Origin of the sequence: Sinorhizobium medicae (assembly GCF_007827695.1) — a bacterium.
In the GTDB taxonomy this organism is placed as follows: domain Bacteria; phylum Pseudomonadota; class Alphaproteobacteria; order Rhizobiales; family Rhizobiaceae; genus Sinorhizobium; species Sinorhizobium medicae.
In genome coordinates, this window is record NZ_VITA01000016.1 from 1 (window position 1) to 16,957 (window position 16,957).

Here is a 16,957-nt window from a genome sequence, read left to right on the forward strand (position 1 = left end):
CTCGCTGATGAATTCGGGAGGCGCAACCAGCCCGCCTCCCTGAATGAAGCCGAAAAACTCCAGCCTCCGCTGGTCCAGAAACCTGGAGCGGTTCAAAAACCGCCGAGGCTCTAATCGCCGCTGGATGAAAGTTCAGTGGCAGGTCACAACCTTGCCGGCGCTCGCACAGGAACCAGAATCTTGTCTGCCTGTTCTGAAGCCAGACATAGTCGACTTAAGCCATAACCTTGAGGTCAATTTAGCCGTACTCGATAAAATGTCTTCCACGGCTGATCAGGCAGACAAGACAAAAATTGGTGCGAAGTACGGGGATTTCGGGTTTGACTTCGGTTCGTCACAGAACGTCAGCAACACACTAAAAAAGCTTCTCAAGATTGAATACTCGCGACGGGAGATGGACACACTGCATCTGTCAACTTTAAGCGACAATGCTGTTGAAGCGTACGTAGAATGCATTCACTCCCGGCAGAAGGAGGAGATCGCGTATTCATTTCCTGGAGAGATCGTTGACGACGAAACATTCTTCGTAAGCATAAACTGGCAGCCCCTTGAGAGGCCGGAAATTGCAACTGCAAAGGTGATAGTTAAGGTGTCACAGGGCCAGGTACTGGAAGGTAGCGGTCCGACGTTTGAGGGTGACATATTCGATCGGAAAATGGCTCTTGTAACGGTCAAACGTGATCCTGATAAAAGTGTTCAGGTTGCTATTATTGTCAACAATGAGGTTAAAACGTTCGAGGTTCCGCCCCGCGCCGCCTTTGAGTTAGGAAAGGGCGTTATTGATTCCACGATGCCCGGCGGAAAATCATACAAAGTGGCTACGAAGGAAAATCGTGGAGATGTCGGCGGGGACGTCTGCGTCCGTTTGCCAGATGAAGCCCAGAATACGGCTCTTATTCCGGGGACATTTCGAATCATTTACGCTGCGAAACGAGGCATTGGTGTGACAATTGCGGAGGGCGACCTTAAGCCGGGGGATCGCCAAGTATGCAAGTTTATATCGGTCGCATTCCAGACTCCTTTTAAAAGCTACGCCGAAGTGGACGCTACGGCGCTGATGGATACATTTATAGCGGTTCCCAAAAAGTAGCGCGTCTTTTTCCGACGCCATGTTGCGCCCCTTCCTGCGGGAATGCTGGGCGCAACTATGGCGACAGGTAGAATGATCTCGTGTATTAAAGGAACCTCCTGCAAGATTCGGTCGGAGGGAAAGGCCGCAATTGGCGCAAGCGCGACCCGAGCCAGCGGCCGCCTGCTTTCGGCTTCTACACAAACCAGTGGCCGCGGGGACACCCGAGCTGCGACTTGGCCCCTGAATGCAGGCACTTAATGTCCCGCTCAAGTCGCCGAGTTGACATCGGCGTGCTACAATTTTGCTACAAATCTGCGGACGCCATTGTTTTTAAATGATTCTATCGCCGTTTCAGTCCAATCGATCATAGGCGCCACGGCGAAGACAGGCGCCTTGAAGTACTTGCCTTCCCCCACGTTTCCAGCCGTTTGCGCCGTTTCCTTCATATCTCGTCAGCTCTCGTTTGATCCCGTTTCAGCCTATTTCCGCTGTGCTACCGCTATATTGACGCAAACGGTCGGGGGCTCGTGGCAAATTCATGGGCACCATCGAACGAAAGCGCCGGGACGGGCAGAAACATATACTGCGCAGATCCGCATAATGCGAGAGGGCGTGACAGTCCACACCAAGATCATGCAGCCCCTCGCCGCCGATCTCCCTCAATCGGTGGCATGAACACGACGGCAATGCGCCTGGACCCACATCGCGGACAGCGGAGGCGACTGGCGAGCATCGCCAGCGGAAAGTCCCGTCCGCGGGTCGCGACCAGCGTCAGCATGTCCAGATCATAGCTCCACGTACACTGCCGAACGGACTTCATGCCCTCACGATTTCCGAACGCACACCTTGCTTTAAGCTGCCATCCCAGGCTGAAAGCTTCGCCAATTGTCTCGACCATGACGACGAGATAATGCAAGAACAAAAGAAGAACAATCAATCGATAGTCGAACTCCCCAGAATTGGGGACCCATCGGAGGTCTTTGGTTAGCGGCGAACAGAGCGCAAAGCCCAATTGGGAGGCTGGCCCCTATCACCACGATTTCGAGCAGCCCGGCAGCACGAAACGGGGCAGCTTTGGTTTCGCGGTCGCTCAGGCGGAGCCGGATGTGTTCGGCTTTGAACATCAGCATGAATGGAAATCGCGCCATGAGGCGCAAACCCGGCATTGACCCCGGGGATCAGGGTTTCGAGGCTCAGGGACCCTCTAGTGCTGGGTGGCTATTGACTCGAGCTCATGCCGTTTTAGCTCATCGATGGCTTCAAGTGCTTCCTCGGCTGACCAGCCGGCTGACACCGCTGCCTCGAGCAGCTTGGCCTCCGCCTCCTGCTCAAGTTTCATGTACAAAGGCTCCAGTGCCTCTTGGACCGTTAGAATGTGCTCATCCGGAGCTACGACATGAACAGATGAAGTTGAGGGCAACATGGCACAAACCTTCCTCCTTCACACGGACGTGTTGCAGCAAAACTCTTAAGGTGGGCGTCTGTTCCACCAGATTCGAACTTTAGGAATTGGATGAACTCGCTCGGCCAGTAGGCGTTGTTCTGGCTCGTCTACTTGCTGCTCATTCGGCGTTTGCTGCCGAGCCGCTCACCCACGCGCAACCATCATCGATGGCGAGTCTGGAGATCAGCGGCGAACACATGGGAGAAATACAGCAAGGGCGCCTATGCCGCTTTTCAGGAGATCTCGAAGTCGCGCGGCGCTGGAATCCGGCGCGGCGACTTCGATCTGCCTTGCCGAGCGCGCGGGGTGCGCGAGAAACGTCGGCCTTCCTGCTGATTCCGGGTCATTGCTTGCCGAGATACTCTATCACCTTTTCTCGGCTTGGCCCGGCCTCCCGGATCGCTCGAAGCGCCTTTTGCCGCGTCACCTTGGCCGTCCTCATTAGATAGGCGACCTCGTGCTCCTGTTCGGAGACCAGGTCTCGATCGCGGCCTTTCTTCTCAGGATTGTCTGCCATGCGGTTCCTCCATGATGAACAATAAAGGATAGGGGCGATTCACGTCGCGGCAAGATCGGAACCTCACGCGGTGTTGACCCGACGAGGACAACCATGGCTCTCTTCAGCTTTCGCTTCACCTCTTCCAGCCGTTTTGCCCTGCCACCGCTACATGCAGCAAACCACGAACGGTTTGCAGCAAAGCCGGCACAATCGCCGAGTGAAAGAGAAATTCTTAATATAACCGATAGAAGAAAAAGCATTATCGGGTCGGTTGGATGTATTGCAATCCGTCACAGAGTACTGCCGATTGTATCTTGTGGCCAAATTTGGGCGGCGGCGGGTACCTATAATCCGATATTCTGTTGCAGATCAGACGTTTATAATATTCTTGCGTAAGCCTGTGCTTTCTGTGCCATCCTTCGCCCCGTTGGAGGCTGAGGTTCGAAACATGTCCAAAACTTCAGGGAAGGAAGCAGGACAATGCGCAGAACAGGAAAAAATCTCATCGGTCCATTGCTTGGTCTCGCCTATGTCGTTGCCACGCCGTTTGCCTCGCTAGCGGCCTTCGATGACGGCCTGCGCCAGAGTACGGCGCTTTCCGGTCAACATGGCGATGTTCTTGTCGTTGCCGACGCCGGCAGCGTGCCAGGCGGCGGCCAGGAGAGCGGCTCAGGTGGCGGTCAGGATAGTGGGTCCGGCGGCGGTCAGGACAGCGGCTCCGGCGGCGGCCAGGACAGCGGTTCCGGCGGCGGTCAGGATAGCGGTTCCGGCGGCGGTCAGGACAGCGGCTCCGGCGGCGGTCAGGATAGCGGTTCCGGCGGCGGTCAGGACAGCGGTTCCGGCGGCGGTCAGGACAGCGGTTCCGGCGGCGGTCAGGACAGCGGCTCCGGCGGCGGTCAGGATAGCGGCTCCGGCGGCGGTCAGGACAGCGGCTCCGGCGGCGGTCAGGACAGCGGCTCCGGCGGCGGTCAGGATGGCGGCTCCGGCGGCGGTCAGGATGGCGGCTCAGGCGGCGGTCAGGATGGCGGCTCCGGCGGCGGTCAGGATACCGGCTCAGGCGGCGGTCAGGATACCGGCTCAGGCGGTAGCGAAAGCCCAACGACCACGCCGAGCAACTGACGCACGACGACTTAAATATGCCTGACCCTTAGAAGCACACCCTCCAGCCGCCGCGTTGCGCCCGCAGCGCGGCGGCTTTCCAATCTTCGGGTATGCCGCTGAAGCTTAATCAAAACCTGCCTGACGGAACCACTCCTGTATGCCGGCAAGAACCTCCGCCTTCGCGCGTTCGAATGTCGGTGCATAGCGGAAGCCTGTTTCACCGGTCCCGTTGCAGTGGGAAATGCGCCAGGCCCAATCACTCAGAGCATGGCGTTTCATGACAAAAGCGACTTCATGCCTGCCAAGCATCGCGCAGAAAGTTCCGTTCTGCAACGGCAGCCAAGTCAAACGGATCTCTGCAACCCTCACCATTCCAGCCTCCAACACCTGAAAATGTATAGGATGAGAGCCAAGTGCTTGAAACCCCGCGATTTAAGGGGATATATCCCTATACGAGTAGCAAATGGAAAAACAACTATCGATAAAGCCCCTCGACGGAGGAGCAAAAGGGAAGTGCGGGAGAGATAACGGCTCGGGTGACGGCGGCGGGCAGAAGGAAACCGTGTTTCAGCAAAGTTGCGGACAAATGGGGATCCCTCGGCTACATTGAAGCGCTCGGACTGGTCCTCCGATCCATATTCGGGAGGGAACCGGGCCGGGTCGACAGCGTTTTTGTAGATGATATCGGCAGCGCCGAATCGCTGCCTCACCGGACCGTGCACAGATTGACGAGGCGAACCTTAATTCGTGTCGTTGCGAATCCAGGAGGAGAAGCATGCAGGTTTTATGGAGAGACCCTATCGAGCTTGGTTTGAACGGAGGTGATGTGCGCATGGTCAAAGGACCTTCCGACGCGCTCGCGTGCCTCGCGGACCATTGGCCATATCGAGGCCCCTACTACGTGGCCGCGCGAAGTGCGTGCCGCGCTGCGATCGACGGGCGGCGCACCTGTGAGGAAGCGCGCAAGCTGTTTCTATCCGCTGCTGAAGAGGCGCGGCTCAAAGCGCACTAGGTCGCGATTTCAGGTCCGGGTCGACCTGAAGTCATGAACGCGATCGATTCTGACAGGCTGGAGCGATGCAGTCGGAAAACCGCGCGCTTTCCTCTTCCGCTCTCGAACCGTTCACGATTTCAGGCAAGCAGTGACATGGAGGTGTTGCCCGGACGCATTTCGGAAGGAAAGGACGTTACCGCGTATGCAGCCGCGCTTGCCTCTATTGTAATATAATCATTGTGCGTCGCAATATTCACGCGCCCTTACAGGCGGAACTATTGCAGTCAATTCAGCGCATATGAGGAGGGGACCACACCAGCAGCGAGATCCCGTCTCGAAATCAATCAAAAATCTTCGCAAAGCAGCCTGATTTCTGTCGCGAAGCCTTCATCTACGGGTGTTACATTCCGGATTGTCTCACAAAAACCAATTTCGAATGTTTTAAGGTCCCAGGATAGAGGGACATAAAGAATAATACGGGAGAGCTATCATGAGAGAGAGTCATCTCTATCGTATCGTGGAAGTCAGTATGAAGCGCGAGAGCGGCCGCAAGGAAATCGGCATCATGACCGTACGCCAGGCCCTCGAACTTCCCGAAGTCCCGCGCCTCGAATACAGCCATCCGGATCTCAACTCGCGCTCCGACGGGCGGTTCCTCACACGCGACCAGCTTGAGGCTTATGCTCGCTGCGCCTGAGCCCCGCCGGAGTGGCTCCAACACATTCTCACGCCCGACCTATTGCAGCAGCCGTTTCGGCTGCTAACGTCCTCTCCAGATTCGCATTCGGAGTCGCTCCAATTTCGCCAGGGCGGAATCCGATGCGTCGATATTGTCGAACCAGCTCTTCGGGCGAAGCCGAGAGAGAATGACGGAGCCGGACGTTCATGCAGACCGTTTTGACACCCCCGCCCCTCGTCCTGCTGCCGATCTCGGGTAGTTCCGTCGGCTTTCCGGTGCGCCGGGTCTATTGTGTCGGCCGCAACTATGCAGCCCATGCTCGCGAAATGGGCCATGACCCGGATCGCGAGGCACCTTTCTTCTTTCAGAAAAACGCCGACAATATTCTGCTGCCGGGCGAGGATTTCCCCTACCCGCCGCTCTCGTCCGACGTGCATCACGAAGTTGAGCTGATTGTCGCAATGCGCAGCGGCGGAGCTGACATTCCCGCTGGAGAAGCAGGCGATCACATCTTCGGTTACGGTGTCGGCATCGACTTCACGCGGCGTGACCTGCAGGCGGAAGCGAAGAAGGCCGGCAAGCCCTGGACGGCCGCCAAGGCGTTCGAACATTCAGCCCCGGTATCCGCGATCGTTCCGGTCACTGCGATAGGCCATCCCGTAAGCGGCAACATATGGCTCAAGGTAAATGGCGAATTGCGCCAGCAGGGGGATCTCGACCAGATGATCTGGAAAGTGCCGGAAATCATCGCCGAGCTCTCCCGCCTTTTCACTCTCGCTCCGGGCGATATCATCATGACCGGGACGCCGGCGGGTGTCGGCCCCGTCACGCGCGGCGATGTCGTCGCCTGCGGCGTCGATGGGATCGGCGCGATGTCGGTCACGATCGTTTGAACGGGCGGAACGAAGAGCGCGCTTGATTAAAGGACACAGCCGCAACTCTGAAAGGACCCTTGCATGCCGCTCTACGCTCTAGGACCGCTTAGACCACAGACCCCGACCGAAGGCAGCTATTGGGTCGCACCGGATGCCAATATCATCGGGCAGGTCGAGATTGGCGAAGATGTCGGCATCTGGTTCGGCGCGACCCTGCGCGGCGACAACGAGCCGATCCGCATCGGCGCTCGCACGAATATTCAGGAATCCGTCGTCGTACACGTTGACCCAGGCTTACCCGTCACCATCGGCGAAGGATGCACGATCGGACACCGTGCAATCATTCACGGCTGCACCATAGGCGACAACTCGCTGATCGGCATGGGAGCGACGGTGCTGAATGGTGCGAAGATCGGCCGCAATTGCCTCGTTGGTGCCAATGCGCTGGTGACCGAGGGAAAGGAATTTCCCGACAACTCACTCATCGTCGGCGCCCCTGCCAAAGTGGTGCGGACCCTGGATGACGCCGCAGTTGAAGGATTGAAGCGCTCGGCCGAACACTATGTGAAGAACTGGCAGCGCTACGCTGCCCAGCTCACGCTGCTGGATTGATCCACACTCCGTCCAATTTCCGGAGCCTATATGGCGCAGCTCTTGCACTGACCCCGGATTTCAATCGTCGTCTTCTCCGTTTTGAACTCCTGCGCACGCGCCAGCGTCGACAGCCGTTCCTCGATCACCTCGTCCTGGAGCTCGGTCACCTGACCGCAGCCTTCGCAGATGGTAAAGGCCGTGACGCCATGCTCGTGCTCGTGTTCATGCGGGCACGCGCACGCGACGAAAGCGTTGAGGCTCTCCAGGCGATGAACCAGGCCGTATTCAAGCAATTTGTCGAGCGCGCGGTAGACTTGCAACGGTGCGCGAAATCCCTGGTCGCGCAGCTTATCGAGGATGGTATAGGCGCTCAGCGGCCCGTCTGAATGGGTTAGTGCCCCCATGACCAGCGCCTGGTTCTTTGTCAGTTGAGGCGTAGCCATCAGTGATGTCCTCCATGCGAAGAATGCGGGGCGCTCTCGATCCGGCGACCGACCGGCAGCAGACTCAGCACGAAAAGAGCCAGCGCCGCAACCACGATAGACGGACCCGACGGCGTATCCCAATGAAGCGAGCCGAAAAGCCCGCCGGCCACGGCGACCGCTCCGATGAGAGAAGCAAGCACAGCCATTGTTTCCGGCGATGAGGAGAAGCGGCGGGCGGTTGCCGCCGGTATGATCAACAGCGAGGTGATCAGCAGGATGCCGACGATCTTCATCGCGATCGCTATCACCAGGGCCATGAGCAGCATGAAGAAGAGCCGCGCTCGCTCTGGCTTGAGCCCTTCCGCCTCGGCGAGTTCCGGGTTGACGGTGGAAGCGAGCAATGGGCGCCACAGATAGACGAGCGCGAAGACGACCAGAATGCCGCCGCCCCATACGATGTCTATGTCGGCTCTTGAAACCGCGAGGATGTCGCCGAAAAGGAATCCGACGAGATCGATCCGGACCCAGGTCATGAAGGCGACGATGACCAGACCGATCGACAGCGCCGAATGCGAGAGGATGCCGAGCAGCGCGTCCGTCGAGAGCGCGCCTCGCTTCTGCAGAAAGAGAAGCAGCACCGAGACGGCGGAGGCGACGACGAAGACGCTCACCATAAGATTGAGGTCCATGAGCAGCGAAAGTGCCACCCCGAGCAGCGCCGAATGCGCCATCGTATCGCCGAAATAGGCCATGCGCCGCCAGATCACGAAACAACCCAGCGGCCCCGCGACCATGGCAATGCCTATTCCCGCGACGAGCGCGCGGATGAAGAAATCGTCAAGCATCACGCTTCTCCGCACCGTCGTAGCCCTGCAGCCGCGTGTGGTGGCCGCAGCCGCAGTCGGGTTCGTGATCATGGATATTGCCGGCTTCACCGTGGTGATGGCCGTCGTCGGGAAAACAGCTCTCGGTGATGCTGCCGTCGGCGTGCAGCACACGCCCGTCCGGCAGGTGCGTATGGTCGTGGTGGTGACTGTAAACGGCAAGAGCGCCGGCTGCCCGACGTCCGAACAGCTTGAGGTATTCCGGGCTCTGGCTCACCACCTGCGGCGTTCCGCGACAGCAGACGTGGCCATTGAGGCAGACGACCGTATCGGTCTCCGCCATGACGATATGGAGGTCGTGCGAAATGAGCAGTATCCCGCAGCCGGTGCGATTGCGGATCTGCTTGATCAGTTCGTAGAGCGCAATTTCGCCGGAAAAATCGACGCCCTGCACCGGCTCATCCAAGACCAGAAGATCGGGTTTGCGGGCGATCGCGCGCGCAAGAAGCGCCCGCTGGAATTCGCCACCCGAAAGATGCTGGACCTCAGCCTTCGCCATGTGCAGCATGCCCGTCGCGGCAAGCGCCTCATCGATTTCCCGGCGCTTCAGCGGCCCGGTCAACGTCATCAGCCGCTCGACCGTCAATGGCAGCGTCCAGTCCACGGCAAGCTTCTGGGGCACGTAGCCGACCCGCAAGCCGGCAACCCGCTCGACATGACCTTCATCCGGTTTGAGCACGCCGATCGCCGTCTTCGCCGTGGTCGTCTTGCCCGACCCGTTCGGACCGATGAGGGTAACGATCTCCCCGCGGCTGATCGAAAAATCGACGCCGCGTACGAGCCATTTCCCGTTTCGACACACCCCCGCATTGGCGAGACTGACCAAGGTCGTCGTTTCTGGTGAGCGGAAATTCAGCATCAAAAAAATCCGGCTGGTGGTTGCCACTGGCTATCGCACACGTTATAGCATAACGCAATTGATGTAATAACATAACAGTGCCGTTTCAAGCAACGCCGGTGCGCAAGAACCGGCACAGCCCTCCCGGACAACTGGAGAAAACAATGAAATCGACGACTGCCCTTCTCTTCGCCTCGACGGTTCTTCTGGCCTCCCCAGCTCTTGCGGAGACGCCCAATGTGGTCGTCTCGATCAAGCCGGTCCACTCGCTGGTCGCGTCGATCATGGAGGGAGTCGGCGAGCCGTCGCTCATCATGGAAGGCGCCGCCTCCCCTCATACCTATACGATGAAACCTTCAAATGCGGCCGCACTGCAGGCCGCGAAGGTCGTATTCTGGGTAGGGCCCGGCCTCGAGGCGTTTCTCGACACGCCGCTTGATGCGCTCAGCACAGGAGCCCGGGTGGTCGAACTCGGCGAAGCCCCTGGGCTCGACAAGCTGAAATTCCGCGAGGGCGGCGCTTTCGAGGGGCATGATCATGGTGAAGAAGGTCACGCTGATGAGGGTCACGCGGGCGAAGGTCACGCGGGGGAAGCCGACCATGACGGGCACGAGGATCACGGCGATGCCCATGCCGGCGAAGCGGCGAGTGCCGAGAACGCAGCCGGCCATGAGCATCACGATCATGGCGAAGGCGAATTCGACATGCACATGTGGCTGGACCCGATGAACGCCAAGGCCATGGCGGCCGAGATCGAGAAGACCCTGTCCTCGGCAGATCCGGACAACGCCGCCACTTACAAAGCAAACCTGGAGAAGCTCAACGAGCGGATCGGCGCTCTCGACAAGAGCCTTGCCGAGACCGTGGCTGCCATCAAGGACAAGCCGTTCGTCGTCTTCCACGACGCGTATCAATACTTCGAGCACCGCTACAAAGTGCGCGTGGCCGGTTCGATCACGGTCAGCCCCGAAGTGCTGCCCGGCGCGGAACGACTCTCCGAAATCCGCGCAAAGATCAAGGAATTGGGCGCGACCTGCGTTTTCGCCGAGCCGCAGTTCGAGCCTAAGCTCGTCGGCGTCGTGATCGAAGGCACGCCGGCGAAATCCGGCACGCTCGACCCGGAAGGCGGCACCCTCGATGCAGGCCCCGACCTCTATTTCGAACTGATGGAAAGCATCGGCGCTTCGCTGAAGGAGTGCCTGTCCTAGGCGACCTGATACGTCATCGCGCTCTGCCGGGCAGCAGGTCGTCGCCTCGAGTGACCGGGTAGGTTCTGAGAGAGCGGAATGCTTCGGCGGCTTCGGCATTGATGGCGAGGCCGCGATGCCTCGCATTTCGTAGCATAATACCGGACAGGCTTTCGCCATAAGCCTGCTGCATCCAGATTTCCTGGCTCTTGTGGCAGGCTAGCATTTCCGCCTTTCGCGGCAAGACCGACGAGATATCGACATAGTGCTCCGGGGAAAAGTCGATGCCGGCGACGTTGTCCATGAAGAAGACATGCGGAATCTTGCTGCAGGCAGGCAGTGCCGTTTCCACCAGCCGCACGCTGGCCGGAATTCGGCAGTCCGTGGCAATCTGGCTGGCCACTCGATGGTCCGCGATATAGTCATTGGGCGAATGCACGAACATGATGTCGGGATCAGCCTGCCTGATGGCGTCCAGAAAGGCCGTGCGGGTGGGACGATCGTTAAACAACCACTCATCCTCGAACCCCATCCAGATCAGTGTCGCGCCCAACAAGGCGGCGGAGGCCTCCTGTTCTTGCCGGCGGATAGCGGAAATCTCGGCTTTCGTCAGGTCCGGTGTACCTACGGAACCGTCAGTGGCAACAGCCGTGAAAATTGAATGCCCCTCCTCGGCATAAAGCGCCAATGTGCCGCCGCAGAGGATTTCGATATCGTCGGGATGTGCTCCGATCGCCAGTACGTTCATGGGTGTTCGCTCTAAACGACAGCTTGAAGAGGGACAGTTTTGCCGCCGTCATCGAACGCAAGCATCTGCTCGAGCGTCAGCAGCAACTGGCAATTTTCGCCAGGCCGAAGCGGCGCGCGGCCATCTGTTCGGAAGACGATGTCCGCGCCCATATTGCAATCGGCATAAACAAAGCTCTCCGCGCCGAAAAACTCGACATTGCGCACGGTGCAATTCAGGTGACCGCCCGTTTCCACCGGGCGGATATGCTCCGGCCGGATACCGACAGCCAGAACGTCGCGGGTGGCGGCCACCGGCAATTGCCGATCGGCGCCGCTCATCAGCAGCATGCCCTCAGGCCCCATTCGCCCAGCCACGATGTTTATCCGGGGGCTTCCGATAAACTCGGCGACAAACCGGTTTGCCGGCTGTTCGTAAAGCTCCGAGGGTGTGCCGATCTGCTCGATACGCCCCTGATTGAGGACGACGATCCGGTCCGCCAGCGTCATCGCCTCGGTCTGGTCGTGCGTAACGTAGATCATGGTTGCGCCGTAGGTGCTGTGCAGCCGTGCCACCTCGAGCCGCATCTCCGCCCGAAGGGCTGCATCGAGGTTCGATAGGGGTTCGTCGAACAAGAATGCCTTGGGCTGCCGCACGATGGCTCTCCCGATGGCCACGCGCTGGCGCTGACCGCCGGACAATTCGCGCGGGTAACGCTCGAGCAGATGGTCGAGATGCAGGCTCTGCGCCACTTCAACCACCCGCTCGCTGGCAACGGTGCGTTCCACGCCGGCAACGCGCAAGCTGAACCCGATGTTCTGCCGCACCGTCATATGCGGATAAAGGGCATAATTCTGAAAAACCATGGCAAGACCACGCCTTGCCGCGGGAAGTGCGGTGACATCCACCCCGTCGATATAGATCCGGCCGAAGCTGATATCGTCGATGCCGCAGATCATCCTCAACAGGGTGGACTTGCCGCAACCGGAGGGACCGACGAATACCAACCGCTCACCATCGGCAATGGTCAGGTCGAACTCTTTGATGACTTCAACGGAATCGAAGGACTTGCGCAGCCCTCGCAGCACGATCTCACTCATGGATTGCTCCTCTAACCTTTGACCGCCGCAGCCGTCAGGCCTTTGACAAGATATCGTTGGAAAAACACGAACAGCACCAGCAGTGGCAGCGTGGCAATTGTCGCCACCGCCATGGCTGCTCCCCACATGGGCTGGCGCTGATAGGGCTGCGTATAGCTGGTAATCCCGGTCGCCAGGACGGCCAGCTCTTCACGCGTCACCGCAACCAAGGGCCAAAGGAAATTTCCCCAGCTCCAGATGAAGATGATGATGGCCAGACTGGCCAGAGCCGGCGTGAGAAGCGGCAGCACGATGAAGAAGAAGATGCGGATCTCGCCCGCGCCATCGGCCCGCGCCGCCTCGATTATCTCATCGGGTATGTCGTAGACGTATTGGCGCATCATGAAGACGCCGAACGCATTCATCATGCCGGGCACGATCAGACCCTGGTAGGAGTTCACCCAACCCAGCAGCTTGATCTCGACGAATAGCGGCACCACCAGAATTTGGGTGGGTATCATCATGGTCGAGATAACGAAGAGGAAGAGTGCCGTCCTCCCGGGAAAGGTGAACTTGGCAAAGCCGTATCCGGCAAGCGCGCTGAACAGAAGCGTCACCCCGACATTGATGGCCGCGACCAGCGAACTATTGAACAGATAAGTCCCCAGAGGGGCGATTTCGGCTGCCCGCTGGAACTGTCCGGGGCCCTGGAAATCAAGCGGCAGGAAGCTGAACCTTTGCGAGATGATTTCTGGCTCCGATTTGAACGCCGAAACCAGCATGAAATAAATCGGAAAAAAGAAGACAATCGCCACCACGGCCGTCATTACGACCGACAGGGCTGCGGAGCGCCGAAGCGGTGAACCGAAAACACTCATTTCTGTCGTCCCAACCATAGCTGCGCCGCCGTAACAAGCAGGATCACGGCAAACAAAAGCACCGAGGCGGCGGCGGCCTCGCCCATGCGGAAATATTGGAATCCGTATTTGAGGATCAGCAGGCCGAGCGTCAGGTTGGCGTCAGCCGGCCCACCCCGGTCGGGGGTCATTTCATATTGCAGCACAAACGCCTGGAAAGCGTTGATCGTGCTTAAAGCTGCGACAAGTACGGCTGTCGGCTTGAGCAAAGGCAGGGTGATCAGAAAGAATATCTGTTTGTCCGAAGCACCGTCGAGTTCGCCGGCTCGCCGCAAATCGTCGGGAACGCCCGCAAGCCCCGCCAACCAGATCATCGAGAAGAACGGGATCATCGTCCAGTCATTCACCACGATCATGACCAGACGAGAGAGAACGGGATCGGTAAGCCAGCGTATTTCCGTGACGCCGAATATCGGCCCCACGAGCCCCGTCACCAATCCATTCGGATGCAGCAGGACCTTCCATATGACGGCGACGACGACCAATGGCGGCAACACAGGGCTGAAGAACAAAGATTTCCATATATTTCGCGATGCAAAGCAGCGGTCGAACCGGAGCGCCAGCCACAGGGAAAGCACCCACACCGGAACAGTCGCCCCGAACACGAAAAGCATGGTATTGCCGATAGCGACGAGGAATGCGCGATCGCGAAACAATCCGGTGTAGTTTCCCAGCCCAATCCATTGCGGCGGCGTCAGCAGATCATACCGCGTGAAGCTGAGATATACGCCGAAGCCGATGGGAAAGATGGCGAAGACGGCAAAGAACAGGACCGCCGGGGCGACAAACAGCAGACCCCACCATTTTCGGTGCCTGGTCAGGGAGGGAGCTGGGAGGTCCGTTACGGACCTCCCAGCCATTTGTCGTATGTCGTTCATCGCCATGCGTCAAAACCGTCCGAGAATGGTCGACGCCTCAGCCTCGAGCTCGCCGAGAGCGGCGGAAGCATCTTCATGGTTTATAACGATCCGGTCGCGGGCGCGAGCCAGAGCGTCGCCAAGCTCGTTGAAACCCGGCACACGGGGCGAAAACACCGCCTTGTCCAGCTCGTCGGTGAAGATCGTGTTACTACCATCGGATGTATAGCTTTCCAGCTCCTGGACTGCCGGCACCGTGGTGAAGAGCCCAGCTTCTTCGAAGAGGGCCTCGCCCTGGCTCGCATAGAACGCGGCAAAGCGCCACGCTGCCTCCTGGCGTTCCGGCGGGGCATTGGCATTGACCATCATGTAATAGGCATAGGCGTTGAAACCGGTATCGACCGTTCCTTCACGCCAGCGCGGTACAGGAAAGAAGGTATAATCGATCCCTGCCGCTTTGAACTGATCGCGTCCCCATGAGCCGAAGGTGCATTCCGTAGCCAGTTCGCCAGCCAGAAAAGCATCGCGGCTCGCGGTATATTGCGGTCCGCCCAGTGCCCAATCATTGGCCCAGGCGCTCCAGAAGTCCATGACCGTGCGGACCTGAACCGAGTCGAAATCCGCAGTCAACGCCGCCTCATCGATGACGGTGCCGCCAAGCTGGTTCACCATCGCGTTGAACGTCAACCACATGAAGATCGGGTCGGACCAGTTGAAGTCGAAGCCGCGTACGACCGGAACATTTCCGTCATCCCGGCGGGTCAGCTTGCGGGCGACTTCAACCATCTCCTCCCAAGTGGCCGGTGCATCTTTTGCGGGATCGAGCCCCGCCGTACGCCACAGCGCATTGTTGGCGACGCACGCATAATTGCTCACCTCCGTCGGCAGTCCGTAAGCGACACCGTCAAACTCGGCGCCGGCGATGCCGATCCCGAATTTCGCCTTGAGTTCATTCAAATCATCGACACCCACCGTCTTCAGATCGACCGGAGCCAACAATCGGGAATGGCGATATTGCCCGATATTGAACGAGCCACTGTTGAACAGGTCCGGCCCGTCGCCGCTGGCGAATCCAATCTGAAGCCGCTGCTCGAACTGAGCGTTCGGGAAAATGGTCAGGTCGACATTTATGTCGGGATTGGCCTGCTCGAATGCGGCGACCAACTTCTCGTCCAGCGCCAGTCTTGGTGGATGTTCATGCATCCATACCGCGATGGTCACGGGCTCCCCAAGCGCCGGCGTTGCCAGCATGGCAATCACCGCCACGCTGCAAATTCTTTTGAGATCGATGCGTATCATTCAGTCCTCCCTCAACATTGGGCGCACCCTGCCATAAGCAGCCGCGTCTTGCAATACGGTATACCGTATTCGCTAGATCGATATTGACCGTCCGCAGTGAAGCGCGCCGGCAATGGTCGGCGCGCGTCGTCAAAGCCTGAATCACCCTTTCGGGCGGTCGTGCGCCCGCGCTCTTCTTGAGATGACCGGCGCCGAGCCGAGGTTGGTGACCTCACCGACGAGGCTGAGGCGCCGGACGCCGGTCAGCATCAGCGGTCGCCAAAGGCGCAGCAAATTCATGCATCAGGCGAGCCGGAGGTCGTCTGCGTCCGGTGCGTAGCGCCGAACTTTCTCGGCATCGATCGCGACGCCAAGTCCGGGAGTGAAGGGAATTTCGAGATAGCCTTCGGCATTCAGTTCGAAAGGCCGGGCGAGGAGTCCGTCGACATAGGCGCTGCCGCCGATATATTCGACAAAGCGGGTATTGGGAAAGGCCGCCGCCATCTGCAGATCCGCCGCCAGTCCAAGCGCCGTATTCCAGCCATGGCCCACATATTCGACACCATGGCAGGCCGCCATTTCGCGGATCAGCTTCTGCTCGGAAATACCGCCGACCTTGGTCACATCCGGCTGTATGATGTCGAAAGCACCGCGCTCGATAAAGGGTTGGAAGGCTTGTCGGCGGGTGAGCACCTCACCCCCGGTGATGGGCAATCCGGCGTTAGCCCTCAAGGTCACGAATCCCTCGACATCGTCGGGAACCAGAGCCTCCTCAAACCAGCCGACCTCATGGGCGCGGAGCATTTCCGCCGTGCGCAAGGCCCATTTCAATCCATTGGGCCAGAAGGCGTCGCTGGCCCCGGCATCAACAAAGAGGTCGTATCCCTCGGGCAATTCCGATCGCGCAGCGGCGATGATGGCTTCGTCGGATCGATAGCTTTCCCGCCGGCCGAACGGACCCCAGCCGATCTTGAAGGCCTTATAGCCCTGCTCCCGATAGCGGGCGAGCGTGTCCCGCATGATTTCGGGCTCGTCCATGAGCAGCGAGCAATAGGGCCTGATCCGCTCGATGTGACGGCCCCCGAGCAGGGTCGAAACGGGTAGGCCGGTAACCTTTCCGAGGATGTCCCACAGCGCGATGTTGATGCCGCTTATGACATGGGTAATTGTTCCGCCGCGCCCCATCCAGAATGTATTCTGATGCAGAATTTCGGTCGTCCGCCCGGTTTCCAGAGCATTCGCTCCTTCAAGGAGGGGTTTCAACACCTGCAGCGCCTCGCGGGCCAGATGGCCATTCGTGAACACCGAGCCATATCCCGATGGTCCATCTTCGGTGTGAACGGCAATCAGAGCATGAATCGAGTCTTCCGGCCGGATTTCAGAGGCCCATCCTCCCTTGGGGGCTTCGCCGACCAAGGGGACACAGGCGACGGAGGAGATGCGCAGCATTGGCGGCGCGTCGAAGCCGGGGACGGATGTGGCGGAAGAAAGATGGGCTGTCATTGGA

Annotated in this window: 19 protein-coding genes; 7 read left to right on the forward strand and 12 right to left on the reverse strand. The window is 59.0% G+C overall.

What is annotated here, in order from left to right:
• The first annotated feature begins 43 nt into the window (after positions 1-43).
• The gene (locus FB009_RS23445; protein ID WP_145161982.1) at positions 44-1,090 is read left to right on the forward strand and encodes a hypothetical protein; all 1,047 of its coding nucleotides are present in this window, start codon (positions 44-46) and stop codon (positions 1,088-1,090) included.
• Positions 1,091-2,276: 1,186 nt separating this feature from the next.
• Here FB009_RS23445 and FB009_RS23460 read toward each other — a convergent pair.
• Together FB009_RS23460 and FB009_RS23470 are read right to left on the reverse strand one after the other, a co-directional pair.
• A complete protein-coding gene (locus FB009_RS23460) occupies positions 2,277-2,495 on the reverse strand; it encodes a hypothetical protein (RefSeq protein WP_011975828.1) in 219 nt (72 codons plus the stop codon).
• A gap of 364 nt (positions 2,496-2,859) precedes the next feature.
• On the reverse strand, positions 2,860-3,033 hold the full coding sequence (locus tag FB009_RS23470) for a DUF3606 domain-containing protein (protein WP_011975829.1): 174 nt from the start codon (positions 3,031-3,033) through the stop codon (positions 2,860-2,862).
• Positions 3,034-3,495: 462 nt separating this feature from the next.
• On the opposite strand from FB009_RS23470, the gene FB009_RS23475 reads away from it, so the two are divergent.
• Entirely contained in the window at positions 3,496-4,134 is a 639-nt protein-coding gene (locus tag FB009_RS23475) for a membrane protein (RefSeq protein ID WP_011975830.1), read from the forward strand.
• A gap of 105 nt (positions 4,135-4,239) precedes the next feature.
• Here FB009_RS23475 and FB009_RS23480 read toward each other — a convergent pair whose 3' ends face one another.
• Positions 4,240-4,488, reverse strand: a complete 249-nt coding sequence (locus tag FB009_RS23480) for a hypothetical protein (protein ID WP_127581540.1) — start codon at positions 4,486-4,488, stop codon at positions 4,240-4,242.
• Positions 4,489-4,891: 403 nt separating this feature from the next.
• Here FB009_RS23480 and FB009_RS23485 point away from each other — a divergent pair, with 403 nt between their 5' ends.
• From FB009_RS23485 to FB009_RS23500, 4 genes are all read left to right on the forward strand, one after another.
• Complete coding sequence (locus FB009_RS23485; RefSeq protein ID WP_011975832.1) at positions 4,892-5,128, forward strand: DUF982 domain-containing protein; 237 nt, start codon at positions 4,892-4,894, stop codon at positions 5,126-5,128.
• Between the two features lie 472 nt (positions 5,129-5,600).
• A complete protein-coding gene (locus FB009_RS23490) occupies positions 5,601-5,807 on the forward strand; it encodes a hypothetical protein (RefSeq protein WP_011975833.1) in 207 nt (68 codons plus the stop codon).
• Between the two features lie 188 nt (positions 5,808-5,995).
• A complete protein-coding gene (locus tag FB009_RS23495; RefSeq protein WP_011975834.1) occupies positions 5,996-6,682 on the forward strand; it encodes a fumarylacetoacetate hydrolase family protein in 687 nt (228 codons plus the stop codon).
• Between the two features lie 63 nt (positions 6,683-6,745).
• Entirely contained in the window at positions 6,746-7,276 is a 531-nt protein-coding gene (locus FB009_RS23500; RefSeq protein ID WP_011975835.1) for a gamma carbonic anhydrase family protein, read from the forward strand.
• Between the two features lie 26 nt (positions 7,277-7,302).
• Here the strand turns inward: FB009_RS23500 and FB009_RS23505 are convergent, their stop codons facing one another.
• The 3 genes from FB009_RS23505 to FB009_RS23515 are packed head-to-tail and all read right to left on the reverse strand — an operon-like array spanning position 7,303 to position 9,426.
• Entirely contained in the window at positions 7,303-7,701 is a 399-nt protein-coding gene (locus FB009_RS23505; protein ID WP_011975836.1) for a Fur family transcriptional regulator, read from the reverse strand.
• Positions 7,701-8,528 carry a zinc ABC transporter permease subunit ZnuB gene (znuB, locus tag FB009_RS23510; protein WP_011975837.1) on the reverse strand — a complete coding sequence of 276 codons (828 nt, stop codon included), beginning with the start codon at positions 8,526-8,528 and terminating at the stop codon, positions 7,701-7,703. Before znuB ends, FB009_RS23505 begins: the two co-directional genes overlap by 1 nt.
• Positions 8,521-9,426, reverse strand: a complete 906-nt coding sequence (locus FB009_RS23515; protein ID WP_011975838.1) for an ATP-binding cassette domain-containing protein — start codon at positions 9,424-9,426, stop codon at positions 8,521-8,523. Before FB009_RS23515 ends, znuB begins: the two co-directional genes overlap by 8 nt.
• Before the next feature lie 143 nt (positions 9,427-9,569).
• Between FB009_RS23515 and FB009_RS23520 the strand changes: the two genes are divergently transcribed.
• A complete protein-coding gene (locus FB009_RS23520; protein ID WP_011975839.1) occupies positions 9,570-10,613 on the forward strand; it encodes a zinc ABC transporter substrate-binding protein in 1,044 nt (347 codons plus the stop codon).
• Between the two features lie 13 nt (positions 10,614-10,626).
• Here FB009_RS23520 and FB009_RS23525 read toward each other — a convergent pair whose 3' ends face one another.
• The 6 genes from FB009_RS23525 to FB009_RS23555 form a co-directional block, all read right to left on the reverse strand.
• Entirely contained in the window at positions 10,627-11,340 is a 714-nt protein-coding gene (locus FB009_RS23525) for a PIG-L deacetylase family protein (RefSeq protein WP_011975840.1), read from the reverse strand.
• Positions 11,341-11,351: 11 nt separating this feature from the next.
• On the reverse strand, positions 11,352-12,419 hold the full coding sequence (locus tag FB009_RS23530; protein ID WP_011975841.1) for an ABC transporter ATP-binding protein: 1,068 nt from the start codon (positions 12,417-12,419) through the stop codon (positions 11,352-11,354).
• 11 nt (positions 12,420-12,430) lie between these two features.
• A complete protein-coding gene (locus FB009_RS23535) occupies positions 12,431-13,276 on the reverse strand; it encodes a carbohydrate ABC transporter permease (RefSeq protein WP_145161985.1) in 846 nt (281 codons plus the stop codon).
• Complete coding sequence (locus FB009_RS23540) at positions 13,273-14,175, reverse strand: carbohydrate ABC transporter permease (protein ID WP_024311603.1); 903 nt, start codon at positions 14,173-14,175, stop codon at positions 13,273-13,275. The genes FB009_RS23535 and FB009_RS23540 overlap by 4 nt, the downstream gene beginning before the upstream one ends.
• 27 nt (positions 14,176-14,202) lie before the next feature.
• On the reverse strand, positions 14,203-15,471 hold the full coding sequence (locus FB009_RS23545) for an extracellular solute-binding protein (protein WP_011975844.1): 1,269 nt from the start codon (positions 15,469-15,471) through the stop codon (positions 14,203-14,205).
• A 282-nt stretch (positions 15,472-15,753) separates the two neighbouring features.
• Positions 15,754-16,953 carry a mandelate racemase/muconate lactonizing enzyme family protein gene (locus FB009_RS23555; protein ID WP_018208220.1) on the reverse strand — a complete coding sequence of 400 codons (1,200 nt, stop codon included), beginning with the start codon at positions 16,951-16,953 and terminating at the stop codon, positions 15,754-15,756.
• Positions 16,954-16,957: the final 4 nt, after the last annotated feature.